This window comes from Nocardia sp. NBC_00565, assembly GCF_036345915.1.
GTDB lineage: Bacteria > Actinomycetota > Actinomycetes > Mycobacteriales > Mycobacteriaceae > Nocardia.
Map to the genome: position 1 here is coordinate 5,086,668 of NZ_CP107785.1, position 18,409 is coordinate 5,105,076.

At 66.6% G+C, this 18,409-nt stretch carries 20 protein-coding genes; 3 read left to right on the top strand and 17 right to left on the bottom strand.

What is annotated here, in order from left to right; translation table 11 throughout:
* Positions 1-155: 155 nt before the first annotated feature.
* The 6 genes from OG874_RS23910 to OG874_RS23935 all read right to left on the bottom strand — a co-directional run bounded on the left by OG874_RS23910 (position 156) and on the right by OG874_RS23935 (position 3,351).
* A complete protein-coding gene (locus OG874_RS23910) occupies positions 156-461 on the bottom strand; it encodes a DUF2469 domain-containing protein (RefSeq protein ID WP_011210678.1) in 306 nt (101 codons plus the stop codon).
* 43 nt (positions 462-504) lie between these two features.
* On the bottom strand, positions 505-1,329 hold the full coding sequence (locus tag OG874_RS23915) for a ribonuclease HII (RefSeq protein WP_330257391.1): 825 nt from the start codon (positions 1,327-1,329) through the stop codon (positions 505-507).
* A gap of 43 nt (positions 1,330-1,372) precedes the next feature.
* Positions 1,373-2,116 (bottom strand): signal peptidase I, encoded by a 744-nt coding sequence (gene lepB / locus OG874_RS23920; protein ID WP_330257392.1) that lies wholly within the window; start codon positions 2,114-2,116, stop codon positions 1,373-1,375.
* A 108-nt stretch (positions 2,117-2,224) separates the two neighbouring features.
* Positions 2,225-2,566: a 50S ribosomal protein L19 gene (gene rplS, locus OG874_RS23925; RefSeq protein WP_330249379.1), complete on the bottom strand. Its 342-nt coding sequence runs from the start codon at positions 2,564-2,566 to the stop codon at positions 2,225-2,227.
* Positions 2,567-2,745: 179 nt separating this feature from the next.
* The gene (locus OG874_RS23930) at positions 2,746-2,919 is read right to left on the bottom strand and encodes a hypothetical protein (protein WP_330249380.1); all 174 of its coding nucleotides are present in this window, start codon (positions 2,917-2,919) and stop codon (positions 2,746-2,748) included.
* A 12-nt stretch (positions 2,920-2,931) separates the two neighbouring features.
* Complete coding sequence (locus tag OG874_RS23935) at positions 2,932-3,351, bottom strand: DoxX family protein (RefSeq protein WP_330249381.1); 420 nt, start codon at positions 3,349-3,351, stop codon at positions 2,932-2,934.
* 99 nt (positions 3,352-3,450) lie between these two features.
* Between OG874_RS23935 and OG874_RS23940 the strand changes: the two genes are divergently transcribed.
* Positions 3,451-4,332: a sigma-70 family RNA polymerase sigma factor gene (locus OG874_RS23940; RefSeq protein WP_330249382.1), complete on the top strand. Its 882-nt coding sequence runs from the start codon at positions 3,451-3,453 to the stop codon at positions 4,330-4,332.
* A 159-nt stretch (positions 4,333-4,491) separates the two neighbouring features.
* On the opposite strand, the gene OG874_RS23945 is transcribed toward OG874_RS23940, so the two are convergent.
* The 4 genes from OG874_RS23945 to OG874_RS23960 all read right to left on the bottom strand — a co-directional run bounded on the left by OG874_RS23945 (position 4,492) and on the right by OG874_RS23960 (position 11,554).
* Entirely contained in the window at positions 4,492-5,361 is an 870-nt protein-coding gene (locus OG874_RS23945) for a hypothetical protein (RefSeq protein WP_330249383.1), read from the bottom strand.
* A gap of 30 nt (positions 5,362-5,391) precedes the next feature.
* A complete protein-coding gene (locus tag OG874_RS23950) occupies positions 5,392-7,914 on the bottom strand; it encodes a Tex family protein (protein ID WP_442943083.1) in 2,523 nt (840 codons plus the stop codon).
* 248 nt (positions 7,915-8,162) lie between these two features.
* A complete protein-coding gene (locus OG874_RS23955; protein WP_330249384.1) occupies positions 8,163-9,809 on the bottom strand; it encodes an AMP-binding protein in 1,647 nt (548 codons plus the stop codon).
* Positions 9,809-11,554 carry an AMP-binding protein gene (locus OG874_RS23960; RefSeq protein WP_330249385.1) on the bottom strand — a complete coding sequence of 582 codons (1,746 nt, stop codon included), beginning with the start codon at positions 11,552-11,554 and terminating at the stop codon, positions 9,809-9,811. Before OG874_RS23960 ends, OG874_RS23955 begins: the two co-directional genes overlap by 1 nt.
* A gap of 96 nt (positions 11,555-11,650) precedes the next feature.
* Here OG874_RS23960 and OG874_RS23965 point away from each other — a divergent pair, with 96 nt between their 5' ends.
* Positions 11,651-12,505 carry a helix-turn-helix transcriptional regulator gene (locus OG874_RS23965; protein WP_330249386.1) on the top strand — a complete coding sequence of 285 codons (855 nt, stop codon included), beginning with the start codon at positions 11,651-11,653 and terminating at the stop codon, positions 12,503-12,505.
* Between the two features lie 568 nt (positions 12,506-13,073).
* Here the strand turns inward: OG874_RS23965 and trmD are convergent.
* From trmD to rpsP, 4 genes are read right to left on the bottom strand one after another with little or no spacing between them, the layout of a single operon-like run.
* On the bottom strand, positions 13,074-13,760 hold the full coding sequence (gene trmD / locus OG874_RS23970) for a tRNA (guanosine(37)-N1)-methyltransferase TrmD (RefSeq protein ID WP_330249387.1): 687 nt from the start codon (positions 13,758-13,760) through the stop codon (positions 13,074-13,076).
* A gap of 11 nt (positions 13,761-13,771) precedes the next feature.
* Positions 13,772-14,296, bottom strand: coding sequence for a ribosome maturation factor RimM (gene rimM / locus OG874_RS23975; RefSeq protein WP_330249388.1), 525 nt, complete (start codon positions 14,294-14,296; stop codon positions 13,772-13,774).
* Positions 14,297-14,539, bottom strand: a complete 243-nt coding sequence (locus OG874_RS23980) for an RNA-binding protein (RefSeq protein ID WP_327101130.1) — start codon at positions 14,537-14,539, stop codon at positions 14,297-14,299.
* Positions 14,539-14,964 carry a 30S ribosomal protein S16 gene (gene rpsP, locus OG874_RS23985; protein ID WP_330249389.1) on the bottom strand — a complete coding sequence of 142 codons (426 nt, stop codon included), beginning with the start codon at positions 14,962-14,964 and terminating at the stop codon, positions 14,539-14,541. Before rpsP ends, OG874_RS23980 begins: the two co-directional genes overlap by 1 nt.
* 225 nt (positions 14,965-15,189) lie before the next feature.
* On the opposite strand from rpsP, the gene OG874_RS23990 reads away from it, so the two are divergent.
* Positions 15,190-15,357, top strand: coding sequence for a hypothetical protein (locus tag OG874_RS23990; RefSeq protein WP_330249390.1), 168 nt, complete (start codon positions 15,190-15,192; stop codon positions 15,355-15,357).
* Between the two features lie 64 nt (positions 15,358-15,421).
* Here the strand turns inward: OG874_RS23990 and OG874_RS23995 are convergent, their stop codons facing one another.
* The 3 genes from OG874_RS23995 to OG874_RS24005 all read right to left on the bottom strand — a co-directional run bounded on the left by OG874_RS23995 (position 15,422) and on the right by OG874_RS24005 (position 18,373).
* On the bottom strand, positions 15,422-15,976 hold the full coding sequence (locus OG874_RS23995; RefSeq protein WP_330249391.1) for a dihydrofolate reductase family protein: 555 nt from the start codon (positions 15,974-15,976) through the stop codon (positions 15,422-15,424).
* Between the two features lie 182 nt (positions 15,977-16,158).
* On the bottom strand, positions 16,159-17,142 hold the full coding sequence (locus OG874_RS24000) for an LLM class F420-dependent oxidoreductase (protein WP_330249392.1): 984 nt from the start codon (positions 17,140-17,142) through the stop codon (positions 16,159-16,161).
* Positions 17,143-17,221: 79 nt separating this feature from the next.
* On the bottom strand, positions 17,222-18,373 hold the full coding sequence (locus tag OG874_RS24005) for an amidohydrolase family protein (RefSeq protein WP_330249393.1): 1,152 nt from the start codon (positions 18,371-18,373) through the stop codon (positions 17,222-17,224).
* Positions 18,374-18,409 lie beyond the last annotated feature (36 nt).

Sequence of the window (18,409 nt, forward strand, 5' to 3'; positions counted from 1 at the left end):
TCAGCGTGCCCGGGCCGCTCCCCCGACCGAATGCACCGACCTGCGCGAACAGAAAACCTGTGGATACCCGCTCAGCTGTGGACAACTCTGGCACCCAGCCGTCGTGTGCCGCCGACTTTGTCAGTACCCGATGCTATTGGGGCACAGCCCGCGAATTACTCCGGCAACCGCAGGTCCGGTTTCTCCAACTCCTCGATATTCACGTCCTTGAACGTGATCACCCGAACATGCTTCACGAAGCGCGCGGGCCGGTACATATCCCATACCCACGCATCGCTCATGCGCACCTCGAAGTACACCTCGCCGTCGGCGTTCTGCGGCCGCAACTCGACGGAGTTGGCCAGGTAGAAGCGGCGCTCGGTCTCCACCACGTACGAGAACTGACCGACGATGTCCTTGTACTCCCGATATAGCGAGAGCTCCATCTCGGTTTCGTATTTCTCCAGGTCCTCGGCACTCATCGGGTGGGACGTCCTCCTTCTCGCCGCACTGCGTGTCCTGACATCATCGCGCATGTGCCGCGTCGGTAGCCACTCGGCTATCCGGTTCGGCACCTTCGACCAAAACCTCGTCGGCCAGTACCGCGTCGGCATACTCCGCGGCAGTGTTGTTTCGAGCGACCTGCAAGCAGTCGCTAGCGGCGACCGGCCGCAGCCCCGCCGCTTCCCGCACATTGCGCCAGGATCGGCGGTGCTCACTGCTCGGTCCGAGACGCTCGAGCGCGGCGGTGTGCTCGGGCGTGTTGTAGCCCTTGTGCGCGGCGAAACCGTAGCCCGGAAAACGCCCGTCCAGTTCGACCATCATCCGGTCCCTGGTCACCTTGGCCAGAATGCTCGCCGCCGCAATGCAGGCCGCGGCCGCGTCACCGCCGATGACCGGCAGCGACGGCACCGGAATTCCGGGCACCCGGAATCCATCGGTGAGCACGTATCCGGGCGTATGCCCGAGCCCGGCGACCGCGCGGCGCATGCCCTCGATATTGGCGACGTGAATGCCGATCGAGTCGACCTCCCAGGCCGGAATGACGACGACCTTCCAAGCCAGCGCCAGCCGGGTGATGACCGGGTACAGCTCCTCGCGCACGGCTTCGGTGAGCTTCTTCGAATCGTCGAGTCCGGCCAGCTTGTCGTAGGCCTTGGGGGCCAGTAGGCAGGCGGCGACCACCAGCGGTCCGGCACAGGGTCCGCGCCCGGCCTCGTCGACGCCCGCGACCGGACCCAGTCCGCTGCGGATCAGCGCCGCCTCGAGCGTGCGCAATCCGCCTGCCCTGCGCATGACGACGCGCGGCGGCCACCCGTTGCCCGCAGGCGCGCCATTAGCCTGTGCCACTCGACCCTGCCCCACCGTTCAATTATCCTGCGGCCCGCACCGATCAGTTCGTCTGGGCATCCTGTGCTTTCACCGGACCGATCCGGCTGGGCGGCCAGATCTTGAAGACCGTCTTGCCGCGCACGTTATCGATCGGAACGGTGCCCTGCAGATTGTCGCTGACGTGGGCCCGCGAGTCGGCGGACTGGTTGCGGTTATCGCCCATCACCCACAGATTGCCCTCGGGCACCTTCACCGGACCGAACACCCGGCCCGCGGGATAGGTCGCGTTCTGCTGGCCCGGATACCACGGGTAATCGTTCTTGACGTACGGCTCGTCCAACGGCTTGCCGTCCACCATGACCCGGCCCTGCGCGTCGCAGCACTGCACAGTCTGACCGCCGACGGCGATCACCCGCTTCACCAGGTCGTTCTCATCCGGCGGCACGAGCCCGAAGAAGGAGAAGAAGTTCTGCACGCCGCGCACCGCGACATTGCTCGACCGGATCGACTGGTAGCGGGTGTTCCAGGACGGCGGGCCGACGAAGACTACGACGTCACCGGGCTGCGGCTCGCCCCAGTAGTAGCTCGGCTTCTCGACGTAGATGCGGTCGCCGATGAGCAGCGTCTCTTCCATCGACTGCGACGGAATGACGTACGGGCGCCCGACGAAACTGACCATCAAGGCCGCGATAACCGCGGCGACGACGATGAGGACCGGCAGTTCCTGCCAGAAGGGGCGCTGTTTCTTCTTCGCGCGCCGCGAGCGACGGCCCGTACCCTTGTCGTCCGAATCGGACACCGTCATCGACCCACTTTCGTCTGCCACGCCGAACAGATTAGCCCGGCACCATGACCAACGTCTGGTGCCGGGCTACTGAAGAAAACGTGCCGGGTAATCGGCTGTGCTACGCGCTCAGCGCTTTTCCTTGATCTTGGCGGCCTTGCCGCGCAGATCGCGCAGGTAGTACAGCTTGGCCCGGCGGACATCACCGCGGGTCACGACATCGATGTGGTCGATGTTCGGGCTGTGCACCGGGAAGGTGCGCTCCACGCCGACACCGAACGACACCTTGCGGACGGTGAAGGTCTCGCGGATGCCGCCGCCCTGGCGCCGGATCACGACGCCCTTGAAGACCTGGACGCGCTCCTTCGAGCCTTCGATGACCTTCACGTGCACGTTGAGCGTGTCACCCGGCCGGAAGTCGGGGACGTCGCTGCGCAGCGACTTTTCGTCGACGAAGTCAAGGGTGTTCATTTCATCCTTCTGATGTTTGCGCGAGCAGAGGACCCTGGCGGCACTCGCGTGCTCGACCGGTTCATGCTCCGAATAAGGGGTGCTCCATGGGCCGAACACACCCAGGGCAACCTCTGCATTGTGCCAGATCGGCGGGTCGTGGGAAAAATCGGCCCTGCCGACTCCGTGAGAACCCCCGCTCAGCGGGTGGCCGCCCGATGCACGGCGGCCGCGAGCCGATCGTTCTCCGGTGCGCGGAACACGGAGGCCGCACGCCGCCGAGTGTAGCCGTAGGCCAGTCCGCTGCGCGGGTCCGCGAAGCCGTCGCAGCCCACCGCACCGGTATGGCCGAAGGTGTGCGCGATGGTGTGCATATTCGGGTCTGCTCAGGCGACCTGCCGACGCAGCAATGCCAGCGGATTTCGCTTCTGCGGGGCGGCCGGGCGCAGTGCCCACGACGCGAGACTGAGGCCCGCGAAACCCAGCGGCCCGAGCCATGCCTTCGGCTCGTCGCCGACCGCGATGTGGGAGGCCGCCGCGCCGCCGTAGACGAAGGTGAGCCCCGCGTACGCCCATTCCTCGGCGCGCGGGAAGCCCGGTGCCACGATCGCGGCCACGGCGGCCGCCTTGGCGACGCCCATGATGGTCGCGAAGTACATCGGGTATTCGAGTCGCTGGAAGACCTCGCGCACGTAGGAGATTCGCGCGAGATCCCAATAGGAGCCGACCACCGTTTCGGTCAGCAGGATGCCGGTGGCGCCCAGGTACACGAGGTGGGCGGGGCGGGATGTCTTTCGTAGGTGCATAGCTGTGTGACGGATGGCAGCCCGCGAAGGTAACGAACGCCTTTGTCACACTTGCGGCGTTCGTTCCGTCATGTCTTCGAGCGATGTCGAGGAGACGCTGTGGACGAACACGATTTTCTGGCCGGCCGATTCGTGGCGCACCGCGCGCACCTGATCGCGGTGGCCTATCGCATGCTCGGTTCACTGAGCGAGGCCGAGGATGCGGTGCAGGAGGCCTGGTTACGGCTGTCCCGGGTCGATACCGCCGAGATCGACAATCTCGGCGGGTGGTTGACCACGACCGTCGGGCGGGTCTGCTTGGATATGTTGCGTTCGCGCAAGATGCGGCGCGAGGAGGTCTTCGAGGCCCACCTGCCCGATCCGATCGTCACGACCGAAGACGGCACTCAGCCGGAACAGCAAGCGGTACTCGCGGATTCGGTCGGGCTGGCATTGCTCGTCGTGCTGGACTCGCTGAATCCCGCCGAGCGCGTGACCTTCGTACTGCACGATATGTTCGCGGTGCCCTTCGATCAGATCGGTCCGATCATCGGTAAGTCCGCGGCCGCGGCAAAGATGATGGCCAGCCGCGCCCGCCGTCGCGTTCAAGGTCGAACGCCGCGCCCCGACCGGGACCTGCCCCGCCAACGCCGGGTCGTCGACGCCTTCCTCGCGGCCGCCCGCGGCGGCGAATTCGAGGCGCTACTGGCCATTCTCGACCCCGACGTCGTGCTGCGCGCCGATGCCGGCGCCCTCCTGCCCGGCGGCATGCAGGTGCTGCACGGCGCGGCGGCCGTGGCCGGTCGACTCGATACCTTCCGCCGCGCAGCCAATGCCACTGTCTCGCAGCCGGTTCTGATCAACGGCCTGGCCGGCCTGCTCAATACCATCGACGGCAGAACAGTCTCCCTACTGGCTTTCACCATCGTCGACAACAAAATCGCCGCCATCGACCTCCTCTCCGACCCTGCCCGCCTCCCCCAAAACGCCCCGGCCCCGTGAGAATGCGCTGGTGCGGGGAAACGTCGAGCCGACCTGCACCAGCGAATGCTCGTTGATGGCGGACGCTCTGGACGAGCGTTGGACTGGGCGGGTTCGGTTCCGCTGCGGCGTGGTCGGGCTGGTGCCTGCGGGTCGGTGCCGATGCGGTGGGTGCGGCGATCAATCTTGGCGGGAGTGTTCGGCGGGTAAGGGCAGGTGCCAGTGATGTGGGGCGGGTGGGGCGGGGACGACTGTGCGGGCCAATTCGGCCTCGGCGGCCTCGCGGACGTGCACTACGTCGGGTTTTCCGGCGACCAGATCCTGGACGAAGATCTTGGCTCGGATCACTGGTCGTCGGTATCGGCGTTCGCGGACGATCGCCCGGTACATCAGTCGCCGCCGGCCCGGATAGCGCCAGCGCGCCCATGGTGCGCCCGGCCTGCTCAAACGCAGTGCGCCGACTACGAGCAGCGGCAGGAAGAACATGCCGAACAGGCCGGTCCAGATCTTGCCCTTGGCGATGACGATCGCCGCCAACGCCAGATTCACCACGGCGAACGCGACGATGAAGATCCGGACCCCGGTGCTCGGGTCGCGACGGAAGTCGTTGATATCCAACAACCACAGCGGGTGGAAGCCGAGCAACAGCAGTCCCGTCACCGCCAGCGCGACGAAGACCGCGTCGACCGAGGTGCGGCCCTGTTCTTCCCAGTACACATCACGCAGATAGAAGATCAGCGCGAATTCGTCCAGGGTCAGCGCGGCGCCGACACCGAAGGCGGCGGCCAGCAGACTCGCGGTGAGGGTGTCGGCGTTCTGGTACAGGGTGACCATCCCGATGCCGGACAACAGCACCATGATGACCCCGAACACCATGTGGTGGATGTGCACACCGCCGGAGCGCAGATTTCCCGGCCACCAGCGGACCTGCTTGCGGATCATCCGGACGCTGAGCCGGATCAGCAGGAAGCCGACGATGAACCCGAGGAGAAAGCACAGCAGCGGCAGGCGGCCATGCGCGATCACATCTTCTTCGAGCCATCGTCGCATGGCCGCCTACAAACCTCCGCCCGTATCGCCCTACTGCCCGAAACCGGCCCGCCGCAACGCATCCGCCATCGAACCGCTCGGCGCGGGCGCGTTGCGACGCTGGCTGCCCTGGTTGCGGCCCTGACTCTGCTGCCGCCCCTGGCCTTGCGGCTTGCCCTTGCCCTGGCCCTGGCCCTGGCCCTGGCCCTGGCCCTGGCCCTGGCCCTGCGGCTTACCCTGACCATTCTGCCGCGGTCCGCCGCGCTCTTGTCCACCGCGACCGCCCTGGCCACGGCCGCGTCCGCCGTCACCCTTGGCCGCGACGCCGGGCTCGTCATCCAGTCGCAGCGACAGCCCGATGCGTTGCCGGGCGACGTCGACCTCGAGCACCTTCACCTTGACGACATCGCCGGACTTCACGACCTCGCGCGGATCCTTGACGAAGTTGTGCGACATGGCCGAGACGTGCACGAGCCCGTCCTGGTGCACGCCGATATCGACGAACGCGCCGAACGCGGCCACATTCGTGACGACTCCCTCGAGCACCATGCCCGGCTCCAGGTCCGCGACCTTCTCCACGCCCGCCGCGAATTCGGCGGTCTTGAACTCCGGACGCGGGTCGCGGCCCGGCTTCTCGAGTTCGGTGATGATGTCGGTGACGGTGGGGATACCGAACTTCTCGTCGGTGAATTCGGCGGGCTGCAGCGCGCGCAGCGCGGTGGTGTTGCCGATCAGGTCCGACATGCCGCGTCCGGTCGATTCCAGGATGCGCCGCACCACTGGATAGGCCTCGGGGTGCACGGCCGAGGTGTCCAGCGGATCGTCACCGCCGCGGATGCGCAGGAAGCCCGCGCACTGTTCGAAGGCCTTGGGGCCCAGGCGCGGCACATCCAGCAGCGCGGTGCGGCTGCGGAAGGGACCATTCTGATCACGGTGCGCCACAATGCTTTCGGCGATCGAATTGGCGACGCCGGACACCCGCGCCAGCAGCGGCACCGACGCGGTATTGACGTCGACGCCGACCGCGTTCACCGCGTCCTCGACCACCGCGCCGAGCGAACGGGCCAGCAGGGTCTCGGAGACGTCGTGCTGGTACTGGCCGACGCCGATGGACTTCGGGTCGATCTTCACCAGCTCGGCCAGCGGGTCCTGCAGGCGGCGCGCGATGGACACCGCACCACGCAGCGAGACATCCATATCCGGCAGTTCCTGCGAGGCGTACGCCGAGGCGGAGTAGACCGAGGCGCCCGCCTCGGAGACCACGATCTTGGTCGGCTTGTTCTCCGGAATGCGCGAGATCAGCTCGGTGGCAAGGGCATCGGTCTCCCGCGAGGCAGTGCCGTTGCCGATGGCGATGAGTTCGACACCGAATCGGGCGACCAGCGCGCCGAGCACCGCGAGGGACTTCTCGGTCTGGCCCTGCGGCTTGTGCGGGTAGATGACCTCGGTCGCGACGGCCTTGCCGGTGGCGTCGACGACCGCGACCTTCACGCCGGTGCGGTAGCCGGGGTCGAGGCCCATGGTGGTGCGGGTGCCGCCGGGCGCGGCCAGCAGCAGATCGCGCAGGTTCGCGGCGAAGACGTCGACGGCATCCTTCTCGGCGGCCTGACGCAGCCGCATGCGGGTGTCGATGCCAAGGCTCACTTGAAGTTTCGTGCGCCACGCCCAGCGGACGGTATCCAGCAGCCAGCTGTCGGCCGGGCGGCCGCGGTCGGCGATGTCGAACTTCAGGGCGATGCGACCCTCGTAAACGGACCGCTCACCTGGTTCCCCCGGAGCGGAGCCTGCGGAGCGACCAGACGAGTCAGCTTCGGTATCGGGTTCGAGCTGCAGCTGCAGGATGTCTTCCTTCTCGCCGCGCAGCAGCGCGAGGATCCGGTGCGAGGGCAACTTGCCGAACGGCTCGCTGAACTCGAAGTAGTCGGCGAACTTCGCGCCCGCCTCCTCCTTGCCCGCGCGCACGCTCGAGGTGACCTGGCCGCGGTTCCACATCAACTCGCGCAGCTCGCCGACCAGGTCGGCGTCCTCGGCGAAGCGTTCCACCAGGATGGCGCGGGCGCCGTCGAGCTGTTCGGCGGTGTACTGCGCGGGATCGGTGCTCGGATCACCGATCAGCGCATCGGCGACGGGCTCGTGACCGGCCTCGCGGGCGATCTGCGCCTTGGTGCGCCGCTTCGGCTTGTAGGGCAGGTAGATGTCCTCGAGGCGGGCCTTGGTCTCGGCCGTCATGAGCTGCCCGAGCAACGCGTTGTCGAGTTTGCCCTGGCCCTTGATGGATTCGATGATCGCGCCGCGTCTCTCGTCGAGTTCACGCAGGTAGCTCAGGCGTTCGTCGAGCTGGCGGAGCTGGGCATCGTCGAGGCCGCCGGTGACCTCTTTTCGATATCGCGCGACGAAGGGCACCGTCGAGCCGGCATCGAGCAGCTCGACGGCGGCGCGAACCTGGCTCTCGCGCACGCCGAGCTCATCGGCGATGCGTCGGCCAACGCTGGCCAGAGCTGTGGTCGCGGCCGGTGCGGCGGCGGTCGTGTCGGTGTTCGTCGCTGAACTGGCGATCTCGGGCGCTGTCGTCACGCCCGAGACACTACCGTTGTCACCTGACAAACGGCCCACGCCCAGGTAAACCGGCCTGCTCATGCCCGACTTACGCCATGTCAGCGATGGTCGGGCAGGTCGAGGATGGCCTTGGACAGCTCGCACTCCCCCGCCTCCCCGCGCCTTTTGCCGGTCGTAAGGTGCTCGAACGTGTCGTCGCGGGCCGACAGTCGAGCAGCTGGCAGGGTTTTGGACGTCCCCGGCGAGTTACCCAGGTCCTCACGAAATCAGCAGTCGCTCGGGCTGCGCGCGTCCGAAGATGCGAGCAGTGCCGCAGCCAGCTCACGCATTTCAGCCTTGCGGATCTTGCCGGTGACGGTCATCGGGAACTCCTCGACGAGGTGGACGTAGCGCGGGATCTTGAAGTGCGCGAGCTTGCCGGTGCAGAACGCCCGAACCGCGTCGGCGTCCAATGGTGTTGCGCCGTCCTTCATTCGGATCCAGACCATCAGCTCCTCGCCGTATTTCGGGTCGGGGACGCCGATCACCTGGGCGTCGAGAATGTCCGGGTGCGTGTAGAGGAACTCCTCGATCTCGCGCGGGTAGATGTTCTCGCCGCCGCGGATCACCATGTCCTTGATCCGGCCGGTGATGGCGAGGTATCCGTCGTCGTCCATGACGCCGATATCGCCGGTGTGCATCCAGCGGGCGGTGTCGATGGCTTGCGCGGTCTTCTCGGGTTCGGACCAGTAGCCGAGCATCACCGAGTAGCCGCGCGTGCACAATTCGCCGGACTCGCCGCGCGGGACCGTCAGACCTGTTGCGGGATCGACGATTTTGACCTCCAGATGTGGGCCGACCCGGCCGACCGTCGCGGTGCGGCGGTCGATGCTGTCGTCGCGGCGGGTCTGGGTCGATACCGGGCTGGTTTCGGTCATGCCGTAGCAGATGCAGACCTCGCTCATGCCCATGCGGTCGATCACCCGCTTCATCACCTCGACCGGGCACGGTGATCCGGCCATGATGCCGGTGCGCAGGCACGACAGGTCGACGTCTTTGCCCGAATCCAGTTCGGCGAGCAGTGCGATGAACATCGTCGGCACGCCGTAGAGCGAGGTGCACCGCTGCGCGGCGACCGCGTCCAAGGTCGCGACCGGATCGAATGCCGGTGCCGGAATCACCACGGCCGCACCATGACTGGTGCTGGCCAGATTTCCCATGACCATGCCGAAGCAGTGATAGAAGGGCACCGGCACGCAGATGCGATCCTGTTCGGTGTAGTCGCAGAGTTCACCGACGAAGTAGCCGTTGTTGAGGATGTTGTGGTGGCTCAGCGTCGCACCCTTGGGGAAACCCGTTGTACCGGAGGTGTATTGGATGTTGATGGGGTCGTCCATGGACAACGTGGCGGCGATGGACGCCAGCAGTTCGGCGTCGATATCGTTACGCGCCACGGCATCCCATTCGGGAGTGCCGAGCACGAGCACGTGTTCGAGAGCCGGACAGTTCGGCCGGACCTGCTCGATCATGGCGACATAGTTCGACGTCTTGAACTCCGGAGCGGCGATCAGCATGCGCACTCCGGCTTGGCGCAGCACGTATTCCAGTTCGCTGGCGCGATAGGCCGGGTTGATATTGACCAGGATCGCGCCGAGTTTCGCGGTCGCGTATTGCGTGAGGAACCATTCGGCGCAGTTCGGCGACCAGATGCCGACGCGGTCGCCTTTGCCGATGCCGCGAGCGGCCAGTCCGGTGGCGAGTGCGTCGATCGCGGCCGCGAGTTCGCGGTAGGTCCAGCGGCGACCGGTTGGGCAGTCCACCAACGCTTCTCGGTCCGCGTAGGCGGCGGCCATGCGATCGAAGTTGTCACCGATCGTGTCGCCGAGCAGCGGAGTTTCCGAGGTGCCCGACGTGTAACTCGGTAGTGCGGACATCACCGGACTCCCTGCTGCCGCAGGATGTACCGCTGCACCTTGCCGCTGGGCGTCTTGGGCAGGGCGTCCACGAAATGCACCTTGCGCGGGTAGGCGTGGGCGGCGAACTTTCGTTTCACCAGGGTCTGCAGCTCGGCTTCCAGTTCGGTATTGCCCTCGAAGCCGTTGCGCAGCACCACGAATGCCTCGAGCACCTCACCGCGCAGTTCATCGGGCATACCGACGACCGCGGCCTCGACCACCTGCTCGTGCAGCACGAGCACGCTCTCGACCTCGAACGGACCGATGCGGTAACCGGCCATGATGATGACATCGTCGTCGCGGGCGGAGAAATGGAAGAATCCGTCCGCGTCCTGCGATCCGGCGTCGCCGGTCAGATACCAGCGGCCGTCGGCGGTGTAGCGCTGGGCGGTGCGCTCCGTTACGTCCAGGTAGCCGAGGAACCACAGCAGCGGGCTGCGTTCGGTATCGATCGCGACCCGGCCCAGTTGTCCGACCGGCGCTTCGACATCGCCGTCATCGGCGAGCACCGCGCAATGCCAACCCGGCATCGTCCGGCCCATCGAGCCAGCGGGCACGTCCACCCGCAGTGCGTCATGCCACGAATTGCAGATGAGCATGCCGTGTTCGGTCTGCCCGTAGTGGTCGCGCGCCGCGACACCGAGCGTTTCGACCGACCAGGTCACCACATCCGGGGTCAACGGCTCGCCCGCCGAGGAGGCGCGCCGCAGCCGGAGACCGGTTGGCGCAGTGGCACTGTCGGCGCGCAACGCGCGGTACACCGTCGGCGCTGCGGTGAAATTGGTGACGCCGAACCGCTCCAGCACCTGCCAGGTGAGCGGTGCGGAGAATGCGGCGTGCAGCAACAGGCTGCGGATGCCAGCGGCCAGCGGGCTCAGGATCGCCCAGTACAGGCCGTACGCCCAACCCGGATCCGCGGCGTTCCAGTAGACATCGTCGGGGCGCACATCCAGCGAAAACTCTTGGTACGCATGGAATGCCGCGAGCGCGCGCACCGGAATCGGCACACCCTTCGGAGTGCCCGTAGTGCCGCTGGTGAACAGCTGCACGAGTAGCCCATCGCCACCAACCGCCACGGCAGCTGCTCTCGGGTCGTCGGCCGAATGTTCGGCGAGCAGATCGGCGAACAGCAGCGGTATCGCCACCCGCTCCCCTGCGACGCGCCCAGCGACCTGATCCTCGGCAGTGGCGCTCACAACCGACGTATCGGCGGGCCCCTGCGCTTCGATAGCCGGTGCACCTGTTCGCCCCGTTGCCGAACTCTCCCCCGCGATGATCACCCGCCACGGCGGATCGACCGGAATGCCGTCGCCGGGTACGAGCTTGCTCGCCTGATCGGCGTCCGCGATGACGAGTGCGGCGCGGCTGGCCTCCAGACGGAAGGCGATGGCGGGCGGGGCGAAGGCGGTGAAGAGCGGGACGTGCACCGCGCCGCGACGCCAGATGCCGAGCAATGCGATCACCAGGTCCGCTGACTTCGACATCAGCGTGGCGACTCGGTCGCCTGGTTCCACGCCGAGGTCGGCGAGCGCGGCGGCAAAGCGCTGGGAGCGTTTGCGAAGTTCGCCGTAGGTCAGGTCGGTCGAGGTCAGGTCGGGATCGACGATGGTGAACGCGACCCGGTCGGCGGGATGGCGATCGCACAGCAGCTCCGCCGCGCTCGCGTCGGGTCCGTCGTAGATCTCCAATAGCTCGCGCACGCGCGCATTCAGGTCCGCAGTCATATCGCCTCTCCTCATCGGTGATCCAGGCCACCTCGCTCTCCAATAGGATGTGGGTCACATCACGTTCGGCACTACCCCCGAAAAGGGGTGAGTCTTTTGACCCACACCACCGGCCTGCTCCGGCCCCGCGACGGCGACGCGCTGCGCGCCGAGATCCGCTGGGTGGCGCATAAGGCAGGCGTGCCTGTGGTGTTCGGCGGCGAGGTGCACAGTGACGCGTTGCTGCTCACCGAATTCGTCGGCACCGTCACCAACGGACTGCGCGGATTGACCGTACTGCGCACTTCCGGCCTCGGCGGCCGGGTCATGGATATGCGCCGCCCGGCTTCGGTCGCCGACTACCGCAGTGCCTCCTCGATCACGCACCACTACGACGGCCCGGTCTCCGGCGAGCGCATCCGCTCGGTCGTCGCGGTACCCGTCGTGGTCGACAACCGCTCCCGCGCGGTCCTCTACGCCGCCAACCGCGGCGGCACGCCCCTGGGCGATCGCACCGCCGATCTGGTCGTCGAGGCCAGCCGACGCCTGGCCACCGAAATCACCATCCGCGACGAAGTCGACCGCCGCCTGCGCCTGCTGGAGTTGACGACCCCCGCACTCGATACCGCACCCGCCATCGCCGAAGAAATGCGCGACATCAGCGCCGAACTCCGTGGCGCGGCCCGTTCGGCCGCGGACGAACAACTCCGCGAACGCCTGCACTCGATCTGCGAACGCCTCACGCGGGTCCTGGTCGGCAGCCCGACACCGGACGCCCCACGCCTATCCCGCCGCGAACTCGACGTGCTGTCCCAGATCGCCCTCGGCTGCACCAATCAAGAAGCCGCCCAACGCCTTTCGCTGGGCCCCGAAACAGTCAAGAGCTACCTGCGCAATGCCATGACCAAACTCGACGCCCACTCACGACACGAGGCCGTAGTCACCGCCCGCCGCCACGGACTGCTGCCCTGACTCAGTCCAGCGCAACCCGCCTGCCCCACCGCGGGTCGGCCACCCTGACAGGTCCCCAGGCTGGAAGCAGCACGATTCACCGCAACGGTCCCGCACGGCTGACCGCGCAAGAATCCGGGCAAGAGCGTTGTGCCGTTGGCGCATCCGACAACGCCCGGAGGCGATCACCTGGCCAGGGTCTTGCCGATAACCAACAATGTGGTCAGCGCCCGCCGGTGCAAAACCCTTCGGGGGTGTACTGGCAGGGACGCTCGGTGCGCCCTTTGTACTGGCCATGATTGCTGCTGCGACCGCGCTGGCCCACACGGCCGGAGTCCGGGTCATGCGTGTCTCGATCCGCGGCGGCTCTGACCAGGACGGGTTCCGGCGCGACAAGATCCGACACGACCATGATCGCGCCACCGATGAGAGTCGAGGCCACCGCTCGCCGCACAGTCCCGAGCTTCGTTGCTGTTCCCATAGCCCACCTACCGTCGCTTAACGTACCGTTGATTAACGATACATTCATTAGCGCTTCAATAGCTGTTCATTTAGAATTTGCCGTAAGGACACCGCGGTACGACCGAGCTCAGTCGCCGTCGGCAAGCAGATCCGGACGCCGTTCCCGGGTCCGGGCCAGCGACTGTTCGCGCCGCCACGCGGCGACCTTGGCATGATCACCGGACAACAAGATCGGCGGAACACCCAGGCCGCGCCAGGAGACCGGCCGGGTGTAGCTCGGGCCCTCGAGCAGACCGTCGGAGAACGAATCCTCTTGATGGGATTGCTGATTGCCGAGCACGCCGGGCATCAGGCGCACAACGGCTTCGGCCATCACCAGCACCGCGGCCTCGCCGCCGATGAGAACGTAATCGCCGATGCTCACCTCTTCGACGCGGACGCGGCGGGCGGCGTCGTCGAAGACGCGTTGATCGATGCCTTCGTAGCGGCCGCAGGCGAATACGAGGTGCTGTTCGGTGGACCAGCGGTGTGCGGTGGCCTGGGTGAAGGGCACGCCCGCCGGGGTGGGCACCACCAGCAGCGCATCGTCGGGGCACACTTCGTCGAGCGCGTCGCCCCAGACGGTCGGCTTCATGACCATGCCGGGACCACCGCCGTAGGGCGAATCGTCGACGGATTTGTGCACGTCGTGGGTCCAGCGGCGCAGATCGTGCACCTCGACGGAGATCAGGCCCTTGTCGATGGCCTTGCCGAGCAACGCCGTGCGCAGCGGCTCCAGGTACTCCGGGAAGATCGTGACGACATCGAGTTTCATGCAATCCACCCTTATTCCGGGTCGAGCAGACCTTCCGGCGGATCGATGACGACGAGCCGATCGGCCAGCGCGACGGTCGGCACGATCGCGGTGACGAACGGGATCAGGATTTCCCGGCCGTCCTCGGCGGCCCGCACCGAAAGCAGTTCGCCCGCGGCGGAATGCAGCACCTCGGTGACCTCGCCGACGACGGTGCCGTCGGTGAGCTGGACGGTCAACCCCTCCAGCTCGTGGTCGTAGTACTCGTCCGGATCCTGCGACGGCGGCAGATCCGCACTGTCCACGACGAACAGCGTGCCGCGCAGCGCGTCGGCGGCGGTGCGGTCGGAGATCCCGACGAGTTGTACGAGAAGTCGGCCCGAATGCTCCCGGGCCGACTCCACGGTGAACTCACGGATGTCCTTGGACCGCGCCGCCCGTCCGCGCAACCGCACGCCGGGCGCGAAACGCGCGTCGGGATCGTCGGTGCGTATCTCGACGACCAGTTCGCCGCGCACACCGTGCGATTTGGCGACCCGGCCCACGACGAGTTCCATCTAGGCGTCGGTATCGACCACGTCGACCCGGATGCCCCGGCCGCCGATGCCGGCGACGAGGGTGCGCAGCGCGGTCGCGGTACGACCACCGCGCCCGATCACCTTGCCCAGATCCTCGGGGTTGACGTGCACCTCGACGGTGCGTCCGCGCCGACCGGTGATCAGCTCGACCCGGACGTCATCGGGATTGGCGACAATGCCGCGAACCAGATGTTCTACGGCATCGGCGACGACAGCCGACATTATTCGGCAGCCTCGGTCTCGGCGGCCTCGTCCTTCTTGGCGGCCTTCTTCTTCGGGGTGACGGCCTCGGAAACGGGCTCGTTGTCGGCGGCGGCCAGCGCGGCGTTGAACAGGTCCAGCTTGGAGGTCTTCGGGGCCTTCACCTTCAGGGTGCCCTCGGCGCCCGGCAGGCCCTTGAACTTCTGCCAGTCGCCGGTGATCTCCAGCAGCCGCTGCACGGCCTCGGTCGGCTGCGCGCCGACACCCAGCCAGTACTGCACGCGCTCGGAGTCGATCTCGATCAGCGACGGCTCTTCCTTCGGGTGGTACTTGCCGACGTTCTCGATGGCGCGGCCGTCACGACGGGTGCGGGCGTCGGCGATGACCACGCGGTACTGCGGGTTGCGGATCTTGCCGAGGCGGGTGAGCTTGATGCGAACAGCCATGTGCTGATCTGCCTTTCAGTGGTTGGTCACGGCGCAATTCAGCGACCCGCACGGTCTGCGAGCCCGGTTTTGCGCTTGGAGTGTGTGACCGCCGCGCGGTACGTAACCGGAGACGGGCTGACACGTGTCCAGGAAGGACGATGGTCCATTGTGCCAGACAGGGCGGTCCGCCCTGAAATCGCGTCGCCGATCCAACACCGGCCGCCCGCCCCGAGATAACAGTGCATGGGGATCTTCCGTCGCAACCGTCACAGACGCAACTCCGTCACCGGCGAGGTGGCCAGGGATATCGGCGCGGATCTGGCCGTAGACGCCGCCCTGCCGGCCGTCTTCCGGATCCTGGGCGCCGGCGCCCGCGCCATCGGCTCGGGAATCGGCCACCTCCTCAGCTGAGTCATCGCGAGTGGCACACCACGGTCGGACTTTCGACGTTTGCCGAAGCCATGTGCCACTCGCGTCAGTGCGGCCGATAGCGGAGCAGGACAACGCCGGAGCGGAATTGTCGGGTTTCTGTCAGGTGCAAGTCCGGGATCTTGGTGCCGTCGGGAAACAAGCGGCTGCCTTTGCCGAGGACGACCGGGAACACGAACAGGCGGTATTCGTCGACAAGGCCCTGGGCGATGAGTTCGTGAACCAGTGTGATGCTGCCGGTGGTGACGATGTCCTTGCCGCGTTCGGCCTTGAGTGCACGGATGTCGTCGGTGAGTGGGCCGCGCAACACGGTGGTGTTCTGCCACTGCGGGTCGCCCAGCGTGCCGGACACCACGTATTTCATCGTGTTGTTCAGGTCGTCGGTGATGCCGGTCTCGTCGTCGGTCTGCTGGGGCCAGTAGCCACGCATCTCTTCGAAGGTGACCCGGCCGAACAGCACGGCGTCGCATTGCGCGGTCTGGCGCATCAGCTCTTCCAGGATGTCGGATTGGTCCTGATCATTGCCGACGGTGAACCAGCCCTCCGTCGCGTCGATGACCCCGTCGAGCGTGATGTTCTCGGTGACGATCAGATCCCGCATGTGCTGCCTCCCGTTGAAGTACGTCTGTAGAACTACGACGATCCGGGACAGGTGAATTCGGCGGTCTCCGCACGAGAAGTTGTCGCGAGCCGAGTTCAGGGCGCCGCATTGCCACCGACCGCCACAGATCGACGCCGACCGCACGCCGCCCATGCCTGCGGTCGACGCGCGGGGATCGCCCCTTAGCGAACCAGCGGTGCGAGGGTGCGACCCGCGAGATCGACCGCACCCGGCTCATGGCCATTGGTCACCATGTTCACGATCAGGCCCTGCACACCCTGATCGAGCACCCGTGTCTGCAACTGCTCGGCGACTTCGGCTGGGGTGCCGACGAATTGGCGATCGGCGATGGTCTGCTTGCGTTCATCCTCCGAGAGGGTGGACAGGTCGACGCCGATGCCGCGCAGCAGGTCCTGCTGTTGTTTGCGCGCGCGATCGCCGTCCTCGTCGATCATCAGGAAACAGAGGAAGCTGACTTCCAAAGTCGCTGGGTCACGGCCGATTTCGGCGCAGCGCTCGTGCAGGGCCGCGATCTTGCGCGGAAGTTCGGAGGCGTTGCAGATGATATTGAGGTGGTCGGCGAAGCGGGCCGCCAGTGCGAAGGTCTTCTTCTCGCCGCCGCCACCGAGCAGGATGGGCAGGTCATCGCGCAGCCGGGGCTCGTTCATGGCGTTATCGGTGTGGTACCACTTGCCGTCGAAGGTCGAGTGGTCGCCGCGCAGCATCGGCGTGATGATCCGCAGCGCTTCATCGAGCCGCTGGAACCGCTCGGTGAAGGTGCCGAATTCGAATCCGTAGGACTGGTGTTCGAGCTCGAACCAGCCCGCGCCGATACCGAGCACGGCCCGTCCGCCGCTGACCACGTCCAGTGTGGTGACGGTCTTGGCGAGCAGTGCGGGATTGCGATAGGTGTTGCCGGTTACCAATGCCGACAACTGAATTCGCTCCGTCGACGCGGCGATGCCGGACAACGCGGTGTAGGACTCCAGCATCGGATCGCTCGGCTCGCCGAGACCGGGCAGTTGATAGAAGTGGTCCATCACGAAGACGGTGTCGAAGCCGGCGGCTTCGGCCTCCCGCGCCTGCGCGACAACGGTGGGAAAGAGTTCGCTGACGGGCTGGCCATAACTGAAGTTGGGCATCTGATAGCCGAGGCGAATGGTCATGAACCGACCCTACGCGCGCTCGTGCGCCGGACAACTGATCACGCGGCCGGCCGCCACTAGTAACCGGTCGAGCCCCTGGTCAGCGGTGCCCGGTCACGGGATTCGGGGTCTTGCGGACGCGGCCGCGCAGGACGACCCATTCGGGATCGGTGAGCATCGCGGGGTTGGTGCGCGGGTCTTCGCGGTAGACGACAAAGTCCGCGGGCGCGTCATGGGCGATGCTCGGTCGGCCGAGCCAGCTGCGGGCATTCCAGGAGGCGGCGCCGAGCGCGTCGTGTTTGGACAGACCTGCGCCGGCGAGCGCGGTGATTTCGTCGGCGATACGGCCATGGCGGATGGAACCGCCCGCGTCGGTGCCCGCGAAGATCGGGACACCCGCGTCGTGCGCATTGGCGACGGTGCGGCGGACCCTGGCGTGCAGATCGCGCATATGCGCCGCATAGATCGGGAATTTGCCCGCGCCGTCGGCGATTTCGGGGAAGGTATCGATATTGATCAGCGTCGGGACCAGCGCGGTGCCGTGTTCGACCATCATTTCGATGGTTTCGTCGGTGAGACCGGTGCCATGCTCGAGGCAGTCGATGCCCGCATTGATCAGGCCGGGCAGGGCGTCCTCGCCGAAGACGTGCGCGGTGACGCGGGCGCCATTGGCGTGGGCGGCGTCGATGGCCTCCTTCAGAATCATGTCGCTCCAGAGCGGTCGCAGATCGCCGACCGCACGGTCGATCCAGTCGCCGACGATCTTCACCCAGCCATCGCCGAAGCGGGCCTGTTCGGCGACGATCTCCGGCAGGTCACGCTCGTCGTCGAGTTCGATGCCCAATTCGCGGATATAGCGACGGGGGCGAGCGATATGGCGGCCCGCGCGAATGATCCGCGGCAGCTCCTCGTGCTCATCGATGAATCGGGTGTCGATCGGCGATCCGGCATCGCGCAGCAGCAGCGCCCCCGCATCGCGTTCGGTTTCGGCCTGCGCGATCGCGCCGTCGCGATCCTCGTGTCCCCCGCCGTACCGAATCCCGACGTGACAATGCGCATCGACCAGTCCGGGCACGATCCATCCTGCGCTACACAACGTTTCGACCCCCGGCACCGGCTCGAACGACACCAGCCCGTCCCGCACCCACAGGTCGCGCACCTCGTCATCAGGGAGAACCACACCTCGCAGATGCACAGCAACCTCCTCGACGCCGACGGCTGTCTCCAACCTACTGTCTCCCGTGACAGTCATCGCGGAGGCCAGGTCCGCATTGCCACCTCACCCGCA